This is a genomic window from Chloracidobacterium sp. N (assembly GCF_018304765.1).
GTDB classification, from domain to species: domain Bacteria; phylum Acidobacteriota; class Blastocatellia; order Chloracidobacteriales; family Chloracidobacteriaceae; genus Chloracidobacterium; species Chloracidobacterium aggregatum.
In genome coordinates this window covers 23,834-41,975 of the sequence record NZ_CP072643.1, presented here as the reverse complement: position 1 = coordinate 41,975, position 18,142 = coordinate 23,834, and the positions used below count along the sequence as shown (strand labels likewise).

Sequence of the window (18,142 nt, the reverse complement as noted above, 5' to 3'; positions counted from 1 at the left end):
CAAGCCCTGGCTCAGGGTCGGGGCGACGGCACGTTGCACCAATGAAGCACCAAACGAAAAGGGACGCACCGGCAAAGGGCGCGTCCCACAGATTTTTGGCTTTGGGCGTACTCAGCGTCCGGTGCGGTGACTACCAGCCGCCGCGGCCATAGCCGCTACTCTGCTCTTCACACGGGCAGGCTTCAGGCCAGGCAACGCCGGGTGAAGCTAATCCGTTACGGTCAAGGTGATCTCCACTGGGCTACCGATAATAACCCTATCCATGATGCTGTCCGAACCACCCTGCCCGTCGGGTCGCCTGACATCTATGATTCTTACCTCAAGCACATAGTTCCCGGCCCTATTGCTTGAGACAATGTTGAACATCTTCGTGGTAATGTCTCCCGGCACCAATCGAACGCCGATTATTCGGTCGCCAAAAGTGAGGTGTCCTTCGCTTGGTCGATCCAAGATATTGACTTCCAAGACCGCAAAATCCTCAGACTGAAGCCCTGCCAGTGAGGCCCTAACAGTCACATCAAGATCGGTGGAGTCAATGTTGACCTTGATGGGATTTTTGGTAAACCTCAGCCTCCTGATAGCGACCAGCGGTTTTACCTGGAAGGTGACATCCCTTGCTCCCAGAAACAGCGTACCTGACCGCATCGTGCGAAACGGACCGTGCCCCGAAAATACCGTGCAGTACCAAGGCCCCCAGCCCCAACCGCCCAGCAGCGCCCGCTGAAAGTTCCAGGGGTCAAGGTAACAACCACAGCACCCACAGAAAGGATCATAAATATCCAGCCGTAGGCTGTACTCCCCGCGCGCCCCGTAGGTCGTCAGCCCCTCCTGCCCCATCATCTGCACGATGACCGACACCGTCCCATCCCCGTCGGTGTCCTCGGCACTCTGGCTCGCCAGCGGGTTTCCGTTCCCGTCGCGAAGGCTGCACGTCACCCGCCCCATATACCAGTCCTGCGCTGCGTAATCGAGTTCAGTCGTGGCCACCCCCGTCACAAGGTTCGTCTCAGGGTCGTAGCTGATGAGCACCGAGCCAGTGACAATAGACTCTCCCGCCTGTGTCGTCAGGTTGCCCGTTCCAGAACCGTCCTCAACCGGCTGGTGCCTCTGAGTACCGCCTGCGCTCAGCCCGGCGGCAAAAGGCAGCAGAACCCGCTGCTCAAACTCCTCCCACGCCCGCGGCCCAAAGGCTGCCCGCAACCGGTCACGGTAGCGCAGCACCACCGCCTCCCGCTCCCGCTGCAATGCGAACAGTTCCGCCGATGGCGGCAGCGGCTGCTGTCCCGCCCGCAGCTTCCCGTCAGGATAGTTCGCCCGCCGCGCCGCAAGGATTGCCCTCGCCCGTGCATCCACCGCCCGCACCGCCTGCTCACACTCCGCCGCCAACCGGTCAAGGACCACCCCCTGCTCCGCCTCCAGGTCCGCTTCCTGTTTGAACGCGCGCCGCAACGCCTGCGCCGCCTCCGTCCGCCCAGCCCGTTCCGCTTCCTCCGCCTGCTCGTTGAGCAGAAAAACCGTGTGAAACAGCGTGCGGTAAAGCTGCGGCTCATGGACGAAGCCGGACGCCTTCCGGTCAGACCGACGCTCCACCTGCGCCCTGGCGATGAAGCCGGGCGGCACCACAAGCATCAGCACAACAACCACAAGGGCCACAAACCCGGCGACACAGCGGTGTTTTCCGGTCACCTTCAACATCGGATTGACCTCCTTCTGAAAGCGTGATGGCCTTTCCGTCAGCGGGGAGGCACCCTTCACAACCGGTGCCGTGACTCCCGAAACCAGTACACCCGCCGGCTGACGTTGTGCTTTGGAGAAAACCTGTTTCAACCTAACCACCACCTTTGGCAGCGTCAACAAGACTTCAGGTTTTTTCTGTCTTTTTGAAAATCCGTCATGACCTTTCCCATTCGCCTGACCAAGCTGGCCAAGCGGGCCGGTTGCGCTGCCAGGCAACTGCCGGGCTATCTGTTTTCCTGGCCGGGACAGCCTGCGACCCGCCAGCCCCGGGCCTAAAGTACGGGCGACGGCACGTTGCCCAAACGAAGCACCAAATGAAAAGGGACGCACCCGCAAGGGCACGTCCCGTAGATTTTTGGCTTTGGGCGTACTCAGCGCCCGGTGCAATGCTTACCAGCCGCCACGACCGTAACCGCCACCGCCGCCACCGCGCCGGCCGCCACCGCCGTAACCACCACCACGACGGTTGCCGCCACCATAGCTGCTGCTCTGCTCTTCACGCGGGGTGGGCTTCAGATGGGGCAAAGTCTGGGTGAGGCTAGTTTGCCGTCAACGGCGGGTCACTCACGACTCCTCCTTCATTGATCCTGACACTGTCGATGATGCTGTACGAGCCACCCCGTCCGTCGGGTCGCCTGACATCAACAACTGACACCCTGAATCGGTACTGCCCGGGTTTGCTCACGGAAAGCGTGAATCTTCCGGTACTCAGGTCTGCTATCTTCAGTGGAACGTTGACATTTGTCCCCGAAATAAAGTTCACAGAGGCCCCCGGCGGTTTTGACGATACGCTGATGGCCAGTACCGCAAAATCCCCAGGCTGAATCACATCTGCTGCTGTCCTGACTTCAACGTCCACGTCAACATGGGTGTGACCAGTGGCTGCAGTAATGGGATTCGCCGTAAACCTCGGATTTCCGGAAAGAACCAAAGCCCTTTGAAGGGGGGCTGTCAGTCTCCCTAGAAACCTGTTCCACGTCGGTCTCCATTGGAGTGGACCACGCCCACGATACCAGGCATAGTACCCAAGGATTCCAGTGCCGGCCGAAACCCCAGCCGGATAGTCCCAGTAGTCAAGATAACGACCAATTGTGTCCTGAACAACCAGCCTCAACTTGTAGCTGCCCTCTGCCGAGTATGCCATCCCGGCCTGCCCCACCGTCTGCACGATGACCGACACTACCCCATCCTCGTCGGTGTCATAGGCACTCTGGCTCACCAGCGGGTTTCCGTCCCCGTCGCGGAGGCTGCACGCCACCTGCCCCACATACCAATCCTGCGCTGCGTAATCGAGTTCAGTCGTGGCCACGCCCGTCACAAGGTTCGTCTCAGGGTCGTAGCTGATGAGCACCGAGCCGGTGACAATGGACTCCCCCGCCTGCGTCGGCAGGTTACCCGTTTCAGAACTGTACTCAACAGAACCGTCCTCAACTGGCTCGTACCTTTGAGCACCGCCAGCTCTCAGCCCGGCGTCAAGAGGCATCAGTACCCACCGCTCAAACCGCTCCCACACACTCCGCCCAAAGGCTTCCTGCAACTGGTCACGGTAACGCAGCACCACCGCCTCCCGCTCCCGCTGCAATGCGAACAGTTCCGCTGACGGCGGCAGCGGCTGCTGTCCCGCCCGCAGCTTCCCGTCAGGATAGTTCGCCCGCCGCGCCGCAAGGATTGCCCTCGCCCGTGCATCCACCGCCCGCACCGCCTGCTCACACTCCGCCGCCAACCGGTCGAGGACCACCCCCTGCTCCGCCTCCAGGCCCGCTTCCTGTTTGAACGCGCGCCGCAACGCCTGCGCCACATCCGTCCGTCCAGCCCGTTCCGCTTCCTCCGCCTGTTCATTCAGCAGAAAAATGGTGTGAAACAGCGTGCGGTAAAGCTGCGGCTCATGGACGAAGCCGGACGCCTTCCGGTCAGACGGACGCTCCACCTGCACGTTGGTGCTGAAGCCGGGCGGCACCCCCAGCATCAGCACAACAACCACAAGGGCCACAACCCCGGCGACACAGCGGTGTTTTCCAGTCGCCTTCAACATCGGATTTACCTCCTTCTGAAAGCGTGATGGCCTTTCCGTCAGCAGGGAGGCACCCTTCACAACCTGCGCCGTGACTCCCGAAACCAGGCATACCTGCCCGCCAACATTGCACTTCCGGGAGAAGCTGTTTCAGAATTAATAACACCTTTGGCAATGTCAACAAGGCTTCAGGTTTTTCCTGTCTTTTTGCCAATCCGTCATGACCTTCCCCATTCGCCTGACCGGGCTGGCCAAACGGGCTGCCTGTCTTCCCGGCCGGAACGGCATGCGACCTGCCAGCCCCGGGCCCGGAGTACGGGCAACGGCACGTTGCCCAAACGAAAAGGGACGCACCCGCGAGGGCGCGTCCCACAGATTTTTGGCTTTGGGCGTATTCAGCGCCCGGTGCGATGCTTACCAGCCGCCACGACGGTTGCCGCCACCATAGCCGCTACTCTGCTCTTCACGGTTCCGTTACGGTCAAGGTGATCTCCACTGGGCTACCGATAATAACCCTATCCGCGATGCTGTCCGAACCACCCTGCCCATCGGGTCGCCTGACATCTATGATTCTTACCTCAAGCAAATAATTCCCAGGTGGTGCGATTGAGAGAATAGTGAACCTCGCGTCGGTATAACCTCCTGGCACCAATTCAACGTCGTCCGTTACTCCCGGTGGGTAGGCAAAACTGACTTGTGGGTTGCTTGGTCCAGTGATGAGATTGACTTCCAAGACCGCAAAATCCCTATCCTGAAGCCCTGCCCGTGAGGCCCTAACAGTCACATCAAGATCGGTGGAGTCAAAGGTGGCCCTGATGGGATTTTTGGTAAACCTTAGCTGCCTGACAGCGACCAGCGGTTTTACCTGAAAGGTGACATCCCTTCCTCCCAGAAACAGCGTACCCGACCGCATCGTGCGAAACGGACCGTGCCCCGAAAATACCGTGCAGTACCAAGGCCCCCAGCCCCAACCGCCCAGCAGCGCCCGCTGAAAGTTACAGGGGTCAAGGTAACAACCACAGCACCCACAGAAAGGATCATAAATATCCAGCCGTAGGCTGTACTCCCCGCGCGCCCCGTAGGTCGTCAGCCCCTCCTGCCCCATCATCTGCACGATGACCGACACCGTCCCATCCCCGTCGGTGTCCTCGGCACTCTGGCTCGCCAGCGGGTTTCCGTTCCCGTCGCGAAGGCTGCACGTCACCCGCCCCATATACCAGTCCTGCGCTGCGTAATCGAGTTCAGTCGTGGCCACCCCCGTCACAAGGTTCGTCTCAGGGTCGTAGCTGATGAGCACCGAGCCGGTGACAATAGACTCTCCCGCCTGTGTCGTCAGGTTGCCCGTTCCAGAAACGTCCTCAACCGGCTGGTGCCTCTGAGTACCGCCTGCGCTCAGCCCGGCGGCAAAAGGCAGCAGAACCCGCTGCTCAAACTCCTCCCACGCCCGCGGCCCAAAGGTTGCCCGCAACCGGTCACGGTAACGCAGCACCACCGCCTCCCGCTCCCGCTGCAACGCCAACAGTTCCGCCGATGGCGGCAGCGGCTGCTGTCCCGCCCGCAGCTTCCCGTCAGGATAGTTCGCCCGCCGCGCCGCAAGGATTACCCGCGCCCGTGCATCCACCGCCCGCACCGCCTGCTCACACTCCGCCGCCAACCGGTCGAGGACCACCCCCTGCTCCGCCTCCAGGTCCGCTTCCTGTTTGAACGCGCGCCGCAACGCCTGCGCCACATCCGTCCGTCCAGCCCGTTCCGCTTCCTCCGCCTGTTCATTCAGCAGAAAAATGGTGTGAAACAGCGTGCGGTAAAGCTGCGGCTCATGGACGAAGCCGGACGCCTTCCGGTCAGACGGACGCTCCACCTGCACGTTGGTGCTGAAGCCGGGCGGCACCCCCAGCATCAGCACAACAACCACAAGGGCCACAACCCCGGCGACACAGCGGTGTTTTCCAGTCGCCTTCAACATCGGATTTACCTCCTTCTGAAAGCGTGATGGCCTTTCCGTCAGCAGGGAGGCACCCTTCATAACCGGCGCCGTGACTCCCGAAACCAGGTGCACCCGCCGGTTGACGTTGTGCTTTGGAGAAAACCTGTTTCAATCTAATCACCACCTTTGGCAGGGTCAACAAGGCTTCAGGTTTTTCCTGTCTTTTTGAAAATCCGTCAGACCTTTCCCATTCGCCTGACCGGGCTGGCCAAACGGCCGGCTGTGCCGCCAGGCAACCGCCGGGCTGTCTGTTTTCCCGGCCGGAACGGTCTGCGATCCGCCAACCCCGGGCCCGGAGTACGGGCGACGGCACGTTGCCCAAACGAAGCACCAAATGAAAAGGGACGCACCCGCAAGGGCACGTCCCGTAGATTTTTGGCTTTGGGCGTACTCAGCGCCCGGTGCAATGCTTACCAGCCGCCACGACCGTAACCGCCACCGCCACCGCGCCGGCCGCCACCGCCGTAACCACCACCGCGACGGTTGCCGCCACCGCCATAGCCGCCGCCGTTCCGCTCTTCACGCGGGCGGGCTTCGTTGACGGTCAGCGTCCGTCCGTTGAACTCGGTGCCGTGGAACATTTCGATGGCCCGATTGCCATCTTCACTTGAGGCGAACTCGACGAAACCAAAACCGCGTGAGCGGTTCGTGTCACGGTCCTCGACGACCAGTGCCGACTCCACAGCTCCAGCCTGTGAGAAATAGCTGCGCAGGTCCTCACTGGTGGTCTGAAAACTCAAATTGCCAACGTAAAGCTTCATGGATGCGTTTTCCTCTTTCGGATGAAGAAACCCAAGCCGGGAATTCACTCTGGAACGGTGCAAAAGAGTGATACACGGCAGACCGGCAAGCGGCGGATTTCGTAGTAACCCAAACCTTCCTATCTCTGACTATCCGAAACCGCCACGCCCAACCACTATCCGAAACGAGGCACGTCACCGTTGATGAGCAAGAGAAGGTGTACACTGCGGCCATCTTAGGGGGCGCGGTCGGGAAAAGCAACGGTCGGCGACGGCTTTTCTGAAAATTATTTCCCAAGGATGCGCCCCGGCCGGAAAGCCAGCGTGGGGAGTTGACACCGGATGCCCGGCACAGCAAAGCCACACCGGCATGGTAGAGTGCCGATGGGCAACCTCATCCCGATGTCGTTCCAAGGAAAGAACCCATGTCACTCAGAACGAATGCGGAACTATCATCCCTTGCGGCGCTGCCGGACCAGTCACGGGTCTGGGTGTTCACCACGGCGGCGCCCCTGACAGACGACCTGGCCGCACTGGTCGAAACCGGGCTGAAAACCTTTGTCGCCGATTGGATGTCGCACGGCCAGCGGGTACGTGGTGGCTTCGCCCTCTGCGCCCGACGCTTCATCCTCGTTGCCGCCGATGAAACCACCAACGATGTTTCGGGCTGTTCGATTGACAGCATGTTCCACGCCGTGCAGGCGGCTGCAGGCCGCGCCGGTGTGCCGCTGGCTGACACGGCAGACATTGCCTACCGCGGCCCGAATGGCGTCGAACTCGTTGACCGTCCCACCTTCCGGCAACTGGTGCGGGAAGGCGTCATCCGGCCTGACACGCCCGTGTTTGATGGCACTGTCCGTACGCTGGGAGAAGTGCGGGCCGGCGGCTGGGAGCGGCCGTTTGCCGAAAGCTGGCACGCCGAACACTTTGCCCCGGCGGCCGTCGGAAACAGCATGCGGTAGGAAGTGCGGCTGGCAGACATGCGGACCTCACTGCGTCTTCTCGCCATGGCCCTTGGAGGGCGTCCGTGGGAAGGAACGCCACCCCCCGGATGGCAGCGCCTGCCGGCAGCGACCTGCCGGCAGTTACAGCCTTTCTTTCCAGAGCTGGACCTTGGCCGGGATGTTCTCTGGCGCGTGGATGGGCTTCCGTGGTGGGTTCGCCGCCTGGCGGTCGTGCCGCCCGTGGCGATTACCTTTGGCTTCCTTGTCTGGGTCGTTCCAGGGTGGTATGCCCCCGGCACGCCAGCCGGGCTGGAACTCATTGCCCATGAACTGACCCACGTCGTCCAGTACCGCCGTCACGGGTATTTCGGCTTCACGCTGCGCTATGGGCTGGAGTTTCTCGCCAACATCCTGCGCGGCGACAGCCTGGCCCATGCCTATGAAAACATCACCTTTGAGGTCGAGGCGCGCGCCCACGCCGCGGCTGTCGCCGGACAATACCTTTTCGTTTGACAAAGTGCGCCGGGTCTGGATAGTCTGACGGCTGTTTCAGCCAGCACCCAACAGTCGCGGCGAGGTTTGTGGCTGGAATGGTTTGCACGGGGCGTGGCTCAGCCTGGTAGAGCGCACGGTTCGGGACCGTGAGGTCGGAGGTTCAAATCCTCTCGCCCCGACCACACTTTTGTAGTCCACAGCACGCATCGCCGACCCGATGGTTGTGAGAGCGGGACACGCTCTTCAGCCGTCGCATCTTGCTGTCCTTTGATTCCTACGGAACAGAAAATGGCGGTCATCGCACGACACTTTCGCATCACGGGGCGGGTGCAGGGCGTCGGCTATCGGTATTTCGTCCTGTGTGTGGCGCGTGAACTTGGCATCGTCGGATGGGTGCGCAATCTTCCCGATGGAAGCGTCGAAGCCTGGGCCAAAGGGTCTCCGAATGTCCTGGAAACTTTCCAGCACGAGTTGAGTTTTGGCCCCTACAACGCCCAGGTGACTGGCATTGAGGTCACGGAAGCCGATGCTTCCATCAAATATGATGAGTTCCGTATCCTGCGGTAGTGGCGCTAATGGAAACGGACAATTGAGAATGGGCAATTAAAAATGCTTTATCCTGCCCTCTTAATTATTCTCCATCAAGCGCCGCCAGGCTGAATAGCATCCACACGCCGGAGAACTGCCTGACCAACGGCTTTTTGCAAAACGGCGGATGCGGGCGCTCTTTTGTTCGCAGCTTGAAGGCACTGGGTAGCCATGCATGGACTTATGGGGTAATTGTGGGTAGGTTTCAGTCCCACTGCGCAATGCCCTTCCCACCGGAGACCGCGATGGACGAGTTACGACGCCTGATTCGTGAGATTCCTGATTTTCCCAAGCCCGGCATTCTTTTTTACGACATTACGACCCTGCTCAAAGACTCCCGTGGCCTGAAGCTGGCCGTCAACCGGATGAGCGAAGCCTTGGCCAACCAACCTGTTGATGTGGTCATTGGTGTTGAGGCGCGTGGCTTCATCTTTGCCCCGCCGCTGGCTTACCAGCTTGGCGCGGGCTTTGTGCCTGTGCGGAAGCCCAAAAAGCTGCCCGGCGAAGTCGAGCGTATCAGTTATGACCTCGAATACGGTAGTGACACACTGGAAATTCACCGGGACGCCATCCAGCCGGGCCAGCGGGTCGTGATTGCGGATGACCTTCTGGCAACCGGTGGAACAGCCGCCGCCACCGCCGCGCTGGTGGAAAAGCTGGGGGGCGAAGTCGTCGGTTTGACCTTTCTCGTCGAGCTGACCTTCCTTGGGGGGCGTGAAAAACTCGCCCGGTATCCGGTTACATCCCTGCTCACCTACGACCGATAGGCACACAACGGCAGCCGCAGACAAAACCTGATGGCGTCCGGCTCAAGTCGGCCGGCGACGGAGTTTCGTACCACCATGACACGTCCACCCCTGCAGCGTCGGGTCTGGCCGGCACTGGCGCTCGCTCTTGCCTTCTGTGGACTTTTCAGCCTGCCGCTTCTTCCAGCAGTTGCCGCGCCGCCGGCTACCGCCCGGCAGGCAACGCCACCCGAAACCTTTGACGTTGCGGCCCACTACACCAAGACTGAAGTCCGCATCCCCATGCGCGACGGGGCCACGCTCTTCACCAGCATCTATGCCCCGCGCGACACCTCGCGTACCTACCCGATCCTTCTCAACCGGACGCCCTACAGTTGCGCTCCCTATGGCGACGCCTACCGGCAACGCATCGGCCCCTCGGACGAAATGATGCGCGAGGGCTATATCTTCGTGTTTCAGGACGTACGCGGGCGCTACATGTCCGAAGGCGAGTTCGTCAACATGCGCCCCCACAACCCGGCCAAGCGCGGGCAGGAAGTGGATGAGTCATCTGACACCTACGACACCATCGAATGGCTTATCCACAACGTTCCCAACAACAACGGCCGGGTTGGCATGTGGGGCATCTCCTACCCGGGCTTTTATGCCGCCGCCGGGATGATTGACGCTCATCCGGCGCTCAAGGCGGTTTCCCCGCAGGCGCCCATCGCCGACTGGTTCATCGGCGATGACATGCACCACAACGGCGCTTTCTTTCTGATTGATTCCTTCACGTTCTTTTCTTCCTTCGGCCAGGCCCGTCCTGAACCTACTACCAAAACGCCGCCCGGCTTCCGTTTTCCGACGCCCGATGCCTACCGCTTCTTTCTCGATGTCGGCTCGCTGCGGCACATCGAGGAACGGTACTTCAAGGGCAGCATCGCGTTCTGGACTGAAATGGCGGCGCATCCCAACTACGATGCCTTCTGGCAGGCGCGCAATCTTGTGCCGCACATGAGGCGTGTCGCGCCGGCGGTGCTGTTCGTTGGCGGCTGGTTTGACGCTGAAGACCTCTACGGCCCACTCAAGCTCTATGCCAGCACAGAGCGCCAGAACCCGACAGTGAAAAACGCACTCGTCATGGGTCCCTGGTTTCACGGCGGCTGGGCGCGCAGCGACGGAAGACGCCTCGGCCCGATTGATTTTGGACAACCGACTGCGGAATTTTACCGCCGCGAGATCGAAGCCAGGTTTTTCGCCCACCACCTGAAGGACGCACCCGATCCCGGACTGCCCGAAGCTTGCATCTTTCAAACCGGCTCGAACGAATGGCGGCGTTACGCGCAGTATCCACCCGCCGGACTCAAACCGGCCCGGCTGTACTTCCGGGCCAACGGCGAACTGTCGTTTGATCCGCCCCGGGAACCCTCTGGCGCTGACGAGTATCTCAGTGACCCGCGCACCCCTGTGCCCTACACGAACCAGATTACAAACCGGCGCGGCATCACTTACATGATCGAAGACCAGCGTTTTGCTGCGGCACGGCCGGATGTGCTTACCTATCAGACGCCGCCTCTGTCGGCGCCGGTGACGATGACGGGGCCGCTGCGTGCCGAGCTGTTTGTCACCACGACGGCCACCGATGCCGATTTCATCGTCAAGCTCATAGACGTGTTTCCTGACGACACCCCGGACCTGCCCGACCTGCCGCCGGGCGTCCACCTGGGCGGTTATCAGATGCTGGTACGTGCTGAAGTCATGCGCGCGAAGTTCCGGGACAGCTTTGAGCGTCCGAAGCCGCTCCGGCCGGGACGTGTCGAACGCATTGCCTTTGAGCTTCAGGATGTTGACCACTGCTTCAAGCCCGGACACCGCATCATGGTACAGGTACAGAGTTCGTGGTTTCCCCTTGTTGACCGCAACCCACAGGTTTTTCTGGACAACATCTTTCAGGCGCGTGACAGCGATTTCCAGCCGGCGACGCACCGCATACACCGCAATGCCCGCCATGCCTCCGGTCTCAGTGTTTTCCTTGCCCCCTGAAACCGGACGCAGTGGCTGAAACCAACCGTTGGCACGCCCCTTGCTGAACCAGCCTTTGAAAAGTGGAGCAAAAGGCGTATCTTTGTTGTAGAAACAGCCTGGAGTTATCCTTATGCTCGCAAAAATTCAGAAATGGGGTAACAGTCTTGCCCTGCGAATACCGAAAGTCTTTGCGGCTGAAGCTCAGCTTCAAAATGACTCACTTGTAGAAATCAGTATAGTCGAAGGCAAAATTATTATTACTCCGGCTCCAGCGCCAGGTTGGACGCTTGACGCATTGCTGGCAGGTATCACCGAGGACAATCTTCATCCCGAAGTCGAGACAGGTTTTGCCGTAGGAAATGAAGCCTGGTGAACCTATGGCATACATTCCCGACAGTGGTGACATCGTTTGGATAATTTCAACCCGCAGGCAGGACACGAGCAGGCAGGGCACAGACCAGCTTTGGTTTTATCACCAAAGAGTTATAACAGTAAAGTTGGACTTGCCCTGCTTTGCCCAATTACAAGTCAAGTCAAGGGGTATCCATTTGAAGTGCCGATACCGGAAGGTTTGAAAGTCAAAGGCGCAATTTTATCCGATCAGGTAAAAAGTCTTGACTGGAAGGCAAGGAAAGCAGAATTGAGTTGCAAATTGCCGAAGGAAAAGTTTAACGAAGTTGTCAGGAAGTTAGGCACTCTCATTCGTGAGCAATTTTAGGGCATATAGAGTTCTGCAAGTTGAAGGCGTGGTAATGATAGGCCATTGCGCCTGCTCCCTGGTTGAACGAGAGTCGTATCAGCCTTTGGCAGGTCTCGCCAAGGAGGCAACCCGATTGCCCAGGCACTGGGTACACCGTAACGCCTGCCGTGCCTTCGGGCTCAGCGTTTCTCTCGCCTCCTGAAGCGGCTCCCAGACAGCAAAGTGACTGGCCAAGCGCAAACCAACCACTGGCTTTGACAGAATGATGTTTCAGCGGTTGCTCGTGCGCGGCACCAACTGGGTTGGCGACAGCATCATGACGCTCCCGGCGCTGCGCGAACTTCGGCGCTTGTTTCCCACGGCGCACCTGACGCTGATGGTACGCCCATGGGTAGCCGACCTGTTTGCCGACACATCTTTGGCCGACGGTCTGCTGCTGTACGACAACCGCCAGGAATCCTTCCTTTCCGGGGTGGCCAAACTCAAAGCCGGGCGCTTTGACGCCGCCATTTTCTTCCAGAACGCCTTTGAAGCCGCAGCACTGGCTACGGCCGCCCGCATTCCACGCCGTATCGGATTTGCCACCGATGGCCGCCGCTTCCTGCTGACGGATGCCTTCCCGGTGACGCCGGCCACCCGACGCAAGCACCAGCTATACTTCTATCTGGACCTCGTTGCCCAACTGGAAGCCCACCTGACGGGCACCAACCACGTCAACTATGAGACACCTGACTACCGGCTGCCCGTCTCAGCGGCGGCGCAGGCGGCCCTCGACGCCAAACGGCCCGATCTCCGGCAGGTTGCGCACCCGCTGGCAGTTGTTCCCGGCGCCGCCAACAGCCGCGCCAAACAGTGGCCGGCCGCGGCGTTTACCGCCCTGCTTGACCGGTTGGCCGCAGAGCATGACTGGCCGCTGTTTCTGGTGGGCGCGCCGGGTGAACGTCCCCTGTGTGAAGCCATCCGTCAGGGGGTGCAGCGCCCCGAACGGGTCACGGTCCTGGCCGGTGAACTGTCCCTGCGGGAAAGTGTGGCCCTGCTTTCCCGGTGCGCCGCCGTGGTTAGCAACGACACGGGCCCGGCCTATGTCGCGGCCGCGCTCGACCGTCCCCTCGTGACGATCTTCGGGCCGACTGACCCAAACCAGATTTCGCCCTTTTCGCCAACGGCGCGGCAGGTACGCAAGCTCGTTCCATGCGCGCCCTGCCTGCTCAAGGACTGCCCGATTGACCACCGCTGCCTGACCGGGGTGACGCCTGACATGGTGTATCAGGCGCTGCTTGCTGCCCTTGGGGAACATCGGGGCTTGCATCCGGCGTGGCGTCACGCTAGGCTGTAGCTAACTTTCAGCTTTCGTTTCCGGTATGCACGTACGCAGCTTTACGTTTAGCGGCTATTGGTATTGGTGGAGCCTCAATGGGAAGGCTCGACCGGCTGCGCTGGCGTGCGTGCTTGACGATTGAAACAACACTCCGCCAAATTTTTCCAGAAGCCGCCGACCTTCCCAAGCGTGGGGGTCGGCGGTTTTGCTTTTGGCCATTTCCAGTGAGGACCTGCTGCCATGCTCGTTCGCCAAAGTTCCCCGTCACAACATACGACGGTCACGATTGCCGGTGTCCCGGTGGGTGGGCCGTCCATGGTTGTGATTGCCGGCCCCTGTGCGGCCGAATCGGAAACCCAACTCCGCACCGTCGCAGAATGTCTGACCCGCCTCGACATCCGGTTGCTGCGGGCTGGTGTCTATAAGCCACGCACGTCGCCCTACAGCTTCCAAGGGCTTCAGGACGAAGGTCTCCAGCTTCTCCACGACATCAAGCGCGCCTACGGGCTGGGCATTGTCAGTGAAGTGATGTCGGTGGCCCACCTTGAACGCGCCTGTGAGGTCTTCGACTGTTTCCAGGTCGGCTCGCGCAACATGCAGAACTTTGAACTGCTCAAGGCGCTCGGGCAGGTACGCAAACCCGTCCTGCTCAAACGCGGCCTGGCCGCCACCATCGAGGAACTGCTCGGTGCAGCGGAGTACATTCTGGCCGGGGGCAATCAGCAGGTTATCCTGTGCGAACGCGGAATTCGCAGCTTCGACCCGGCCACGCGCAACGTCCTTGACCTGGGCGCGGTGGCACTGCTCAAGCGCCTGACGCACCTGCCGGTCATCGTTGATCCAAGCCATGCGACCGGTCGCCGGGAACTGGTCATCCCGGCTGCCCGGGCTGCCGTGGCGGTTGGGGCCGACGGTCTCATCGTGGAATGCCATCCTGTCCCCCAGCAGTCGGTTTCGGATGCCGCCCAGGCGTTGTCGCTCGATGAGCTGGAGCAGCTTGTCCGTGAAACAGCCCGTGTGGCGCAGGCGGTTGGCCGCCAGCTTCCCTGCCCAGTGGAGCGTGCGGCATGAGCATCCTCACCGTGTTGTCAGATGCTGTAACGCCGGCAGCCCTTTACCATGAACTGGCCGCTGCTTCCGACGTGGCCTTTCTGCTTGAAAGCGCCGAAGGTGACGCCCGCCTGGCGCGCTATTCCATCATCGGCATCGAGCCGCGTCTGGTCGTGGCTTTTCAGGACCGGCGCGTGACGGTTTCTGACCTTCACCGCCAGACCGAGCGCCAGACACAGACGGATGACCCACTGCGGTTTCTGTGCGAAATCCTGGAGCGCGAGCAGGCCCAGGTCACTGACCAGATGCCAGCATTGCCGCCGATGCTGCCGTTCAAAGGAGGTTTTGTCGGCTACCTTGGTTATGGGACCACCGCCTGTCTGGCTGGGATTCCCATCCAAGCGGCGATGCCCTATGCCGCGCCGGACGGCTGCTTTGGTCTCTATGACACCTTTGTGGTGTTTGACCATCTCTACCGCAAGCTGCACATTGTCTCCTATGGTGGCGATGCCATTGTCGAGCAGATATACGAACGGGTCTGCCGCCGGACGCCGCTCCCGCCGCTCCGCGATGCCACAGCGTCGTTACGCGGCCACGACGTGTTTGCCGATGCCGAGACAACGCTCGACGACGCTGCGTTCGGCGCGCTGGTTGAACGCTGCCGCGCATATATCACGGCCGGCGAGGTCTTCCAGATTGTGCCTTCCCGGCGCTTCTCACGTCGGATCAGTGCGACGCCATTTACGGTGTACCGCTCGCTGGTGGCGCTCAATCCGTCACCCTACGCCTACTGCCTCAAGTTCGGACGTTTTACGGGAACGCCCGGCTTTACCTACGTTGGCTCTTCGCCGGAAACATTCGTCACGGTGCGGCAGGGCAGCATCACGCTGCGGGCCCTGGCTGGTACACGCCCACGCGGCGAGACGCCGGAAGAAGATGAGGCGCTGGCCCGGGCACTGTGCGCCGACGAAAAGGAACTGGCCGAGCACCGGATGCTGGTTGATCTGGCGCGCAATGATGTCGGCCGGGTGGCGCAGGTGGGAACGGTCGCCACCGGTGAAGTGGCGCGTCTGGTGCGCTACACCCACGTGATGCACCTGGCGACGGACGTGACCGGGCAACTGCGTCCGGGGTTGACGGCCTTTGATGTCATCCGAAGCTGTTTTCCGCGTGGCACGGTGACCGGCGCACCGAAAATCCGCGCCATGGAACTGCTGGCGACGCTTGAACCCGAACGGCGCGGACTCTATGCCGGCATGGTGGGTTATGTGGATTTTGCCGGCCAGGCGGACAGTGCCATTGCCATCCGCTCGGTGCTCATGCAGGACGGCATCGCCCATATCAACGCCGGAGCCGGCGTCGTCTTTGACTCGCAGCCGCAACTCGAAGCCGAGGAAACCCGCAACAAGGCCCGCAGCGTCCTGACGGCGCTCTACCTGGCCGAACGACAAACCCTGCCCCCAACACCGCACTCCACCCAGGAAGGCCGGCCGGCTCCGGTATAACGGCGCTCCAACCGCCCTGACACCCATGATCGTCATTGTTGACAACTACGATTCGTTTACCTTCAACCTGTACCAGATGCTGCAAATGCAGACGGCCGAAGAAGTGGTTGTCGTCCGCAACGATGCCGTGGACGTAACCACCCTGCGGGACTGGCGACCAACGCGCATTGTCCTGTCGCCGGGGCCCGGGCGGCCCGAAAACCCGCGTGATTTTGGCGTCTGTCGGGACATTCTGCTGGCAGCCGCCGGGCTGGCGGCGCCGATTCTGGGCGTCTGCCTGGGACACCAGGGGATTGCCGTTGCCTACGGCGGGCGCGCTGTCCAGGCGCCGCGCATCGTTCACGGCAAGGCCTCGGAGATGGTGATTACAGCCGATTCGCCGCTGTTTGACGGACTTCCACCGCGTTTTGCGGCCATGCGCTACCACTCGCTGGTGGCGGACGAAGCCACGCTGCCGGACTGCCTGATGGTCACCGCGCGTGACGCCGTGGAAGGCATCATCATGGCGCTTCAGCATCGGGATTGGCCGGTGTATGGCGTCCAGTTTCACCCTGAATCCATCGGAACACCGTTGGGGCAGCGCATCCTGGCCAATTTTCTCGCGCTGACGCCAGGGTGAGCTTGTTGGCGTCCGGGACTCAATCAAGCCCGTTTCCAGCACCGGAAACGCGCGTCATCTGTTGACCCCATCGCAACGATGAAGGCGTGGTTGTCAAAGCCCGGCAGTTCCTGAAGGCGTTTCAACAGCACGCCCGAACGGTCGGCTGATTGCGGAATGAAAAGCGGCGGACCGTCCGACAACAACACCCGGAAGACATCCACGGCAAACGGCCCGTCGCTGGTGGTGACAATTTCAACCGCCTGCAGGTCTGCCCAGGCGAGGCGACGCGCAGCACCATCAGGCGGGCTGTATGAAACAGCCACATCGTCAAACGAAATCTTGCCTGCCGATTGGTTTGCCAGCCGGCCTTTTGGAAAGAGCGCATTCCAAATCCTTGAAAACATGGGCCGGGCTTTGGTTCTCTCCGGCAAGTCGCCGTCGGACGGCACGGCTGATCCCTGAGATACCCCTTGAAAGCATCAGGCCGTCGGGCGTTCAGGCACCGGCTGGCGGGTGAAGAAATCCACCCGAAAACGTGCCATGTAGTCATCCAACAGGCGGCTGACGCGCCCGTAATCAGGCGACTTCACAATCAGGCCGGCATGAAACGCCTTGTTGAGCCGCCAGACGACTTCAGGATCATTGTAGGCACTGGTGTCCGGCCACTCCTGGCGCGCCAACGAAATGATCAACCCGGCATATTCGCGCCGTCCCTGTGGTGGACGGTAGGTTTCCGGCGGTTCCGCGCATTCCAGCCGGGCCCACTCCGCCCACAGGTTCACGCCCGTCGCCGCCTCGACCAACTCGACGATGTTGGCCCCGCCCACCCGCGCCGAAGTCTCCAGAAAGTAAAACGTCCCATCCGCATGGGATTTGATGAACTCCGTGTGGGACGCGCCGCGTACCAGCCCCATCGCCTTCAGCACCCGGCGGTTGAACTCCAGAAGCTGCTGCTCGTCCTCCGACCCGTACTCCACCGTGCGCGTCGCAAACACATCCCCATCGTGCATGACCTCAATAGGTGGACGCGCGTACTTGCTGACCGCCGCGAACACCACCTCCCGCTCCGAGACAATGGAATCCACGTGATAGACATCGCCCGGAAGGAACTTTTCCAGCAGGTGGTAGGAACGCCGGTCGCCAAGCTGGTTCAATATCTCCCACACTTCATCGGGAGAACTCGTGCGCTTGATGCCGATGGTCGAAGCTTCGGAACGCGGCTTGACCAACCATGGTCCCGGTACTTCCGCCAGGTACGCATTGACGACCTCATCGTTGAACACCGGCGTAAAGGGTGGCACGGGAACGCCGTACTCACGCGCCCGGGCCCGCATCGCCAGTTTGTCGCGGAAATAACGCGCCGTCGTTTCTCCCATGCCCGGTATGCGCAGATGCTCTCGCAGGGCCGCGCCGATTTCCACATCGAAGTCATCCAGCGCCACGATGCGATCAAGGCGGTGGGTGCGGGCCAGGTAACTGACCCCCAGAATCACGTCGTTGAGTCGCCACTTTTTGTTTTCATCCGGCATCAGGAAGATGTCGTCGAGGCTTTCACGCGGCCAGGCGGCGTCCCGGATGCTTTCCGAAGTGACCAGATAAACCCGCCATCCCTGGCGCTTGGCCTCGCGCATAAACTCCGCGCCTTTTTCATAACTGGCAAGACACAACATCGTGAGCGGATGTGTCGGCATACAGAAAGCCCCCCACAAAGCTGAAGCA

The 18,142-nt window shown here is 61.0% G+C and carries 18 protein-coding genes and 1 tRNA gene; 12 read left to right on the top strand and 7 right to left on the bottom strand.

Annotated elements, in window-relative coordinates; genetic code table 11:
• Positions 1–207 precede the first annotated feature (207 nt).
• The 5 genes from J8C05_RS11270 to J8C05_RS11255 form a co-directional block, all read right to left on the bottom strand.
• Complete coding sequence (locus J8C05_RS11270; RefSeq protein WP_246840789.1) at positions 208–1,695, bottom strand: hypothetical protein; 1,488 nt, start codon at positions 1,693–1,695, stop codon at positions 208–210.
• A gap of 413 nt (positions 1,696–2,108) precedes the next feature.
• A complete protein-coding gene (locus J8C05_RS15645; protein ID WP_281503765.1) occupies positions 2,109–2,237 on the bottom strand; it encodes a hypothetical protein in 129 nt (42 codons plus the stop codon).
• 38 nt (positions 2,238–2,275) lie between these two features.
• Complete coding sequence (locus J8C05_RS11265) at positions 2,276–3,769, bottom strand: peptidase associated/transthyretin-like domain-containing protein (RefSeq protein WP_211423644.1); 1,494 nt, start codon at positions 3,767–3,769, stop codon at positions 2,276–2,278.
• Positions 3,770–4,211: 442 nt separating this feature from the next.
• Entirely contained in the window at positions 4,212–5,711 is a 1,500-nt protein-coding gene (locus J8C05_RS11260; RefSeq protein WP_246840788.1) for a hypothetical protein, read from the bottom strand.
• A gap of 431 nt (positions 5,712–6,142) precedes the next feature.
• Positions 6,143–6,493 (bottom strand): RNA recognition motif domain-containing protein, encoded by a 351-nt coding sequence (locus J8C05_RS11255; RefSeq protein WP_211423642.1) that lies wholly within the window; start codon positions 6,491–6,493, stop codon positions 6,143–6,145.
• Positions 6,494–6,897: 404 nt separating this feature from the next.
• Here J8C05_RS11255 and J8C05_RS11250 point away from each other — a divergent pair, with 404 nt between their 5' ends.
• The 12 genes from J8C05_RS11250 (at position 6,898) to J8C05_RS11195 (ending at position 16,441) form a co-directional block, all read left to right on the top strand.
• Positions 6,898–7,434: a hypothetical protein gene (locus tag J8C05_RS11250; RefSeq protein ID WP_211423641.1), complete on the top strand. Its 537-nt coding sequence runs from the start codon at positions 6,898–6,900 to the stop codon at positions 7,432–7,434.
• 18 nt (positions 7,435–7,452) lie between these two features.
• Positions 7,453–7,929, top strand: coding sequence for an eCIS core domain-containing protein (locus J8C05_RS11245; RefSeq protein ID WP_211423640.1), 477 nt, complete (start codon positions 7,453–7,455; stop codon positions 7,927–7,929).
• Positions 7,930–8,016: 87 nt separating this feature from the next.
• Positions 8,017–8,093 (top strand) — tRNA-Pro (locus J8C05_RS11240).
• A gap of 106 nt (positions 8,094–8,199) precedes the next feature.
• Positions 8,200–8,478 carry an acylphosphatase gene (locus tag J8C05_RS11235; protein ID WP_014100926.1) on the top strand — a complete coding sequence of 93 codons (279 nt, stop codon included), beginning with the start codon at positions 8,200–8,202 and terminating at the stop codon, positions 8,476–8,478.
• Positions 8,479–8,744: 266 nt separating this feature from the next.
• Complete coding sequence (locus tag J8C05_RS11230; RefSeq protein WP_014100925.1) at positions 8,745–9,266, top strand: adenine phosphoribosyltransferase; 522 nt, start codon at positions 8,745–8,747, stop codon at positions 9,264–9,266.
• A gap of 75 nt (positions 9,267–9,341) precedes the next feature.
• Positions 9,342–11,267 (top strand): CocE/NonD family hydrolase, encoded by a 1,926-nt coding sequence (locus J8C05_RS11225; protein WP_246840787.1) that lies wholly within the window; start codon positions 9,342–9,344, stop codon positions 11,265–11,267.
• Between the two features lie 112 nt (positions 11,268–11,379).
• Complete coding sequence (locus J8C05_RS11220; protein WP_211423638.1) at positions 11,380–11,622, top strand: AbrB/MazE/SpoVT family DNA-binding domain-containing protein; 243 nt, start codon at positions 11,380–11,382, stop codon at positions 11,620–11,622.
• 36 nt (positions 11,623–11,658) lie between these two features.
• Positions 11,659–11,967, top strand: a complete 309-nt coding sequence (locus J8C05_RS11215) for a type II toxin-antitoxin system PemK/MazF family toxin (RefSeq protein WP_459543856.1) — start codon at positions 11,659–11,661, stop codon at positions 11,965–11,967.
• Between the two features lie 244 nt (positions 11,968–12,211).
• A complete protein-coding gene (gene waaF, locus J8C05_RS11210) occupies positions 12,212–13,285 on the top strand; it encodes a lipopolysaccharide heptosyltransferase II (RefSeq protein ID WP_211423637.1) in 1,074 nt (357 codons plus the stop codon).
• 222 nt (positions 13,286–13,507) lie between these two features.
• The gene (locus J8C05_RS11205) at positions 13,508–14,338 is read left to right on the top strand and encodes a bifunctional 3-deoxy-7-phosphoheptulonate synthase/chorismate mutase (RefSeq protein WP_211423636.1); all 831 of its coding nucleotides are present in this window, start codon (positions 13,508–13,510) and stop codon (positions 14,336–14,338) included.
• The gene (locus tag J8C05_RS11200; protein WP_211423635.1) at positions 14,335–15,822 is read left to right on the top strand and encodes an anthranilate synthase component I family protein; all 1,488 of its coding nucleotides are present in this window, start codon (positions 14,335–14,337) and stop codon (positions 15,820–15,822) included. Before J8C05_RS11205 ends, J8C05_RS11200 begins: the two co-directional genes overlap by 4 nt.
• A 25-nt stretch (positions 15,823–15,847) precedes the next feature.
• Positions 15,848–16,441 (top strand): anthranilate synthase component II, encoded by a 594-nt coding sequence (locus J8C05_RS11195; RefSeq protein ID WP_211423634.1) that lies wholly within the window; start codon positions 15,848–15,850, stop codon positions 16,439–16,441.
• A 23-nt stretch (positions 16,442–16,464) separates the two neighbouring features.
• Here the strand turns inward: J8C05_RS11195 and J8C05_RS11190 are convergent, their stop codons facing one another.
• Positions 16,465–16,827: a hypothetical protein gene (locus tag J8C05_RS11190; RefSeq protein ID WP_211423633.1), complete on the bottom strand. Its 363-nt coding sequence runs from the start codon at positions 16,825–16,827 to the stop codon at positions 16,465–16,467.
• A gap of 75 nt (positions 16,828–16,902) precedes the next feature.
• The gene (locus tag J8C05_RS11185) at positions 16,903–18,114 is read right to left on the bottom strand and encodes an ATP-grasp domain-containing protein (RefSeq protein ID WP_211423632.1); all 1,212 of its coding nucleotides are present in this window, start codon (positions 18,112–18,114) and stop codon (positions 16,903–16,905) included.
• Between the last annotated feature and the right edge of the window lie 28 nt (positions 18,115–18,142).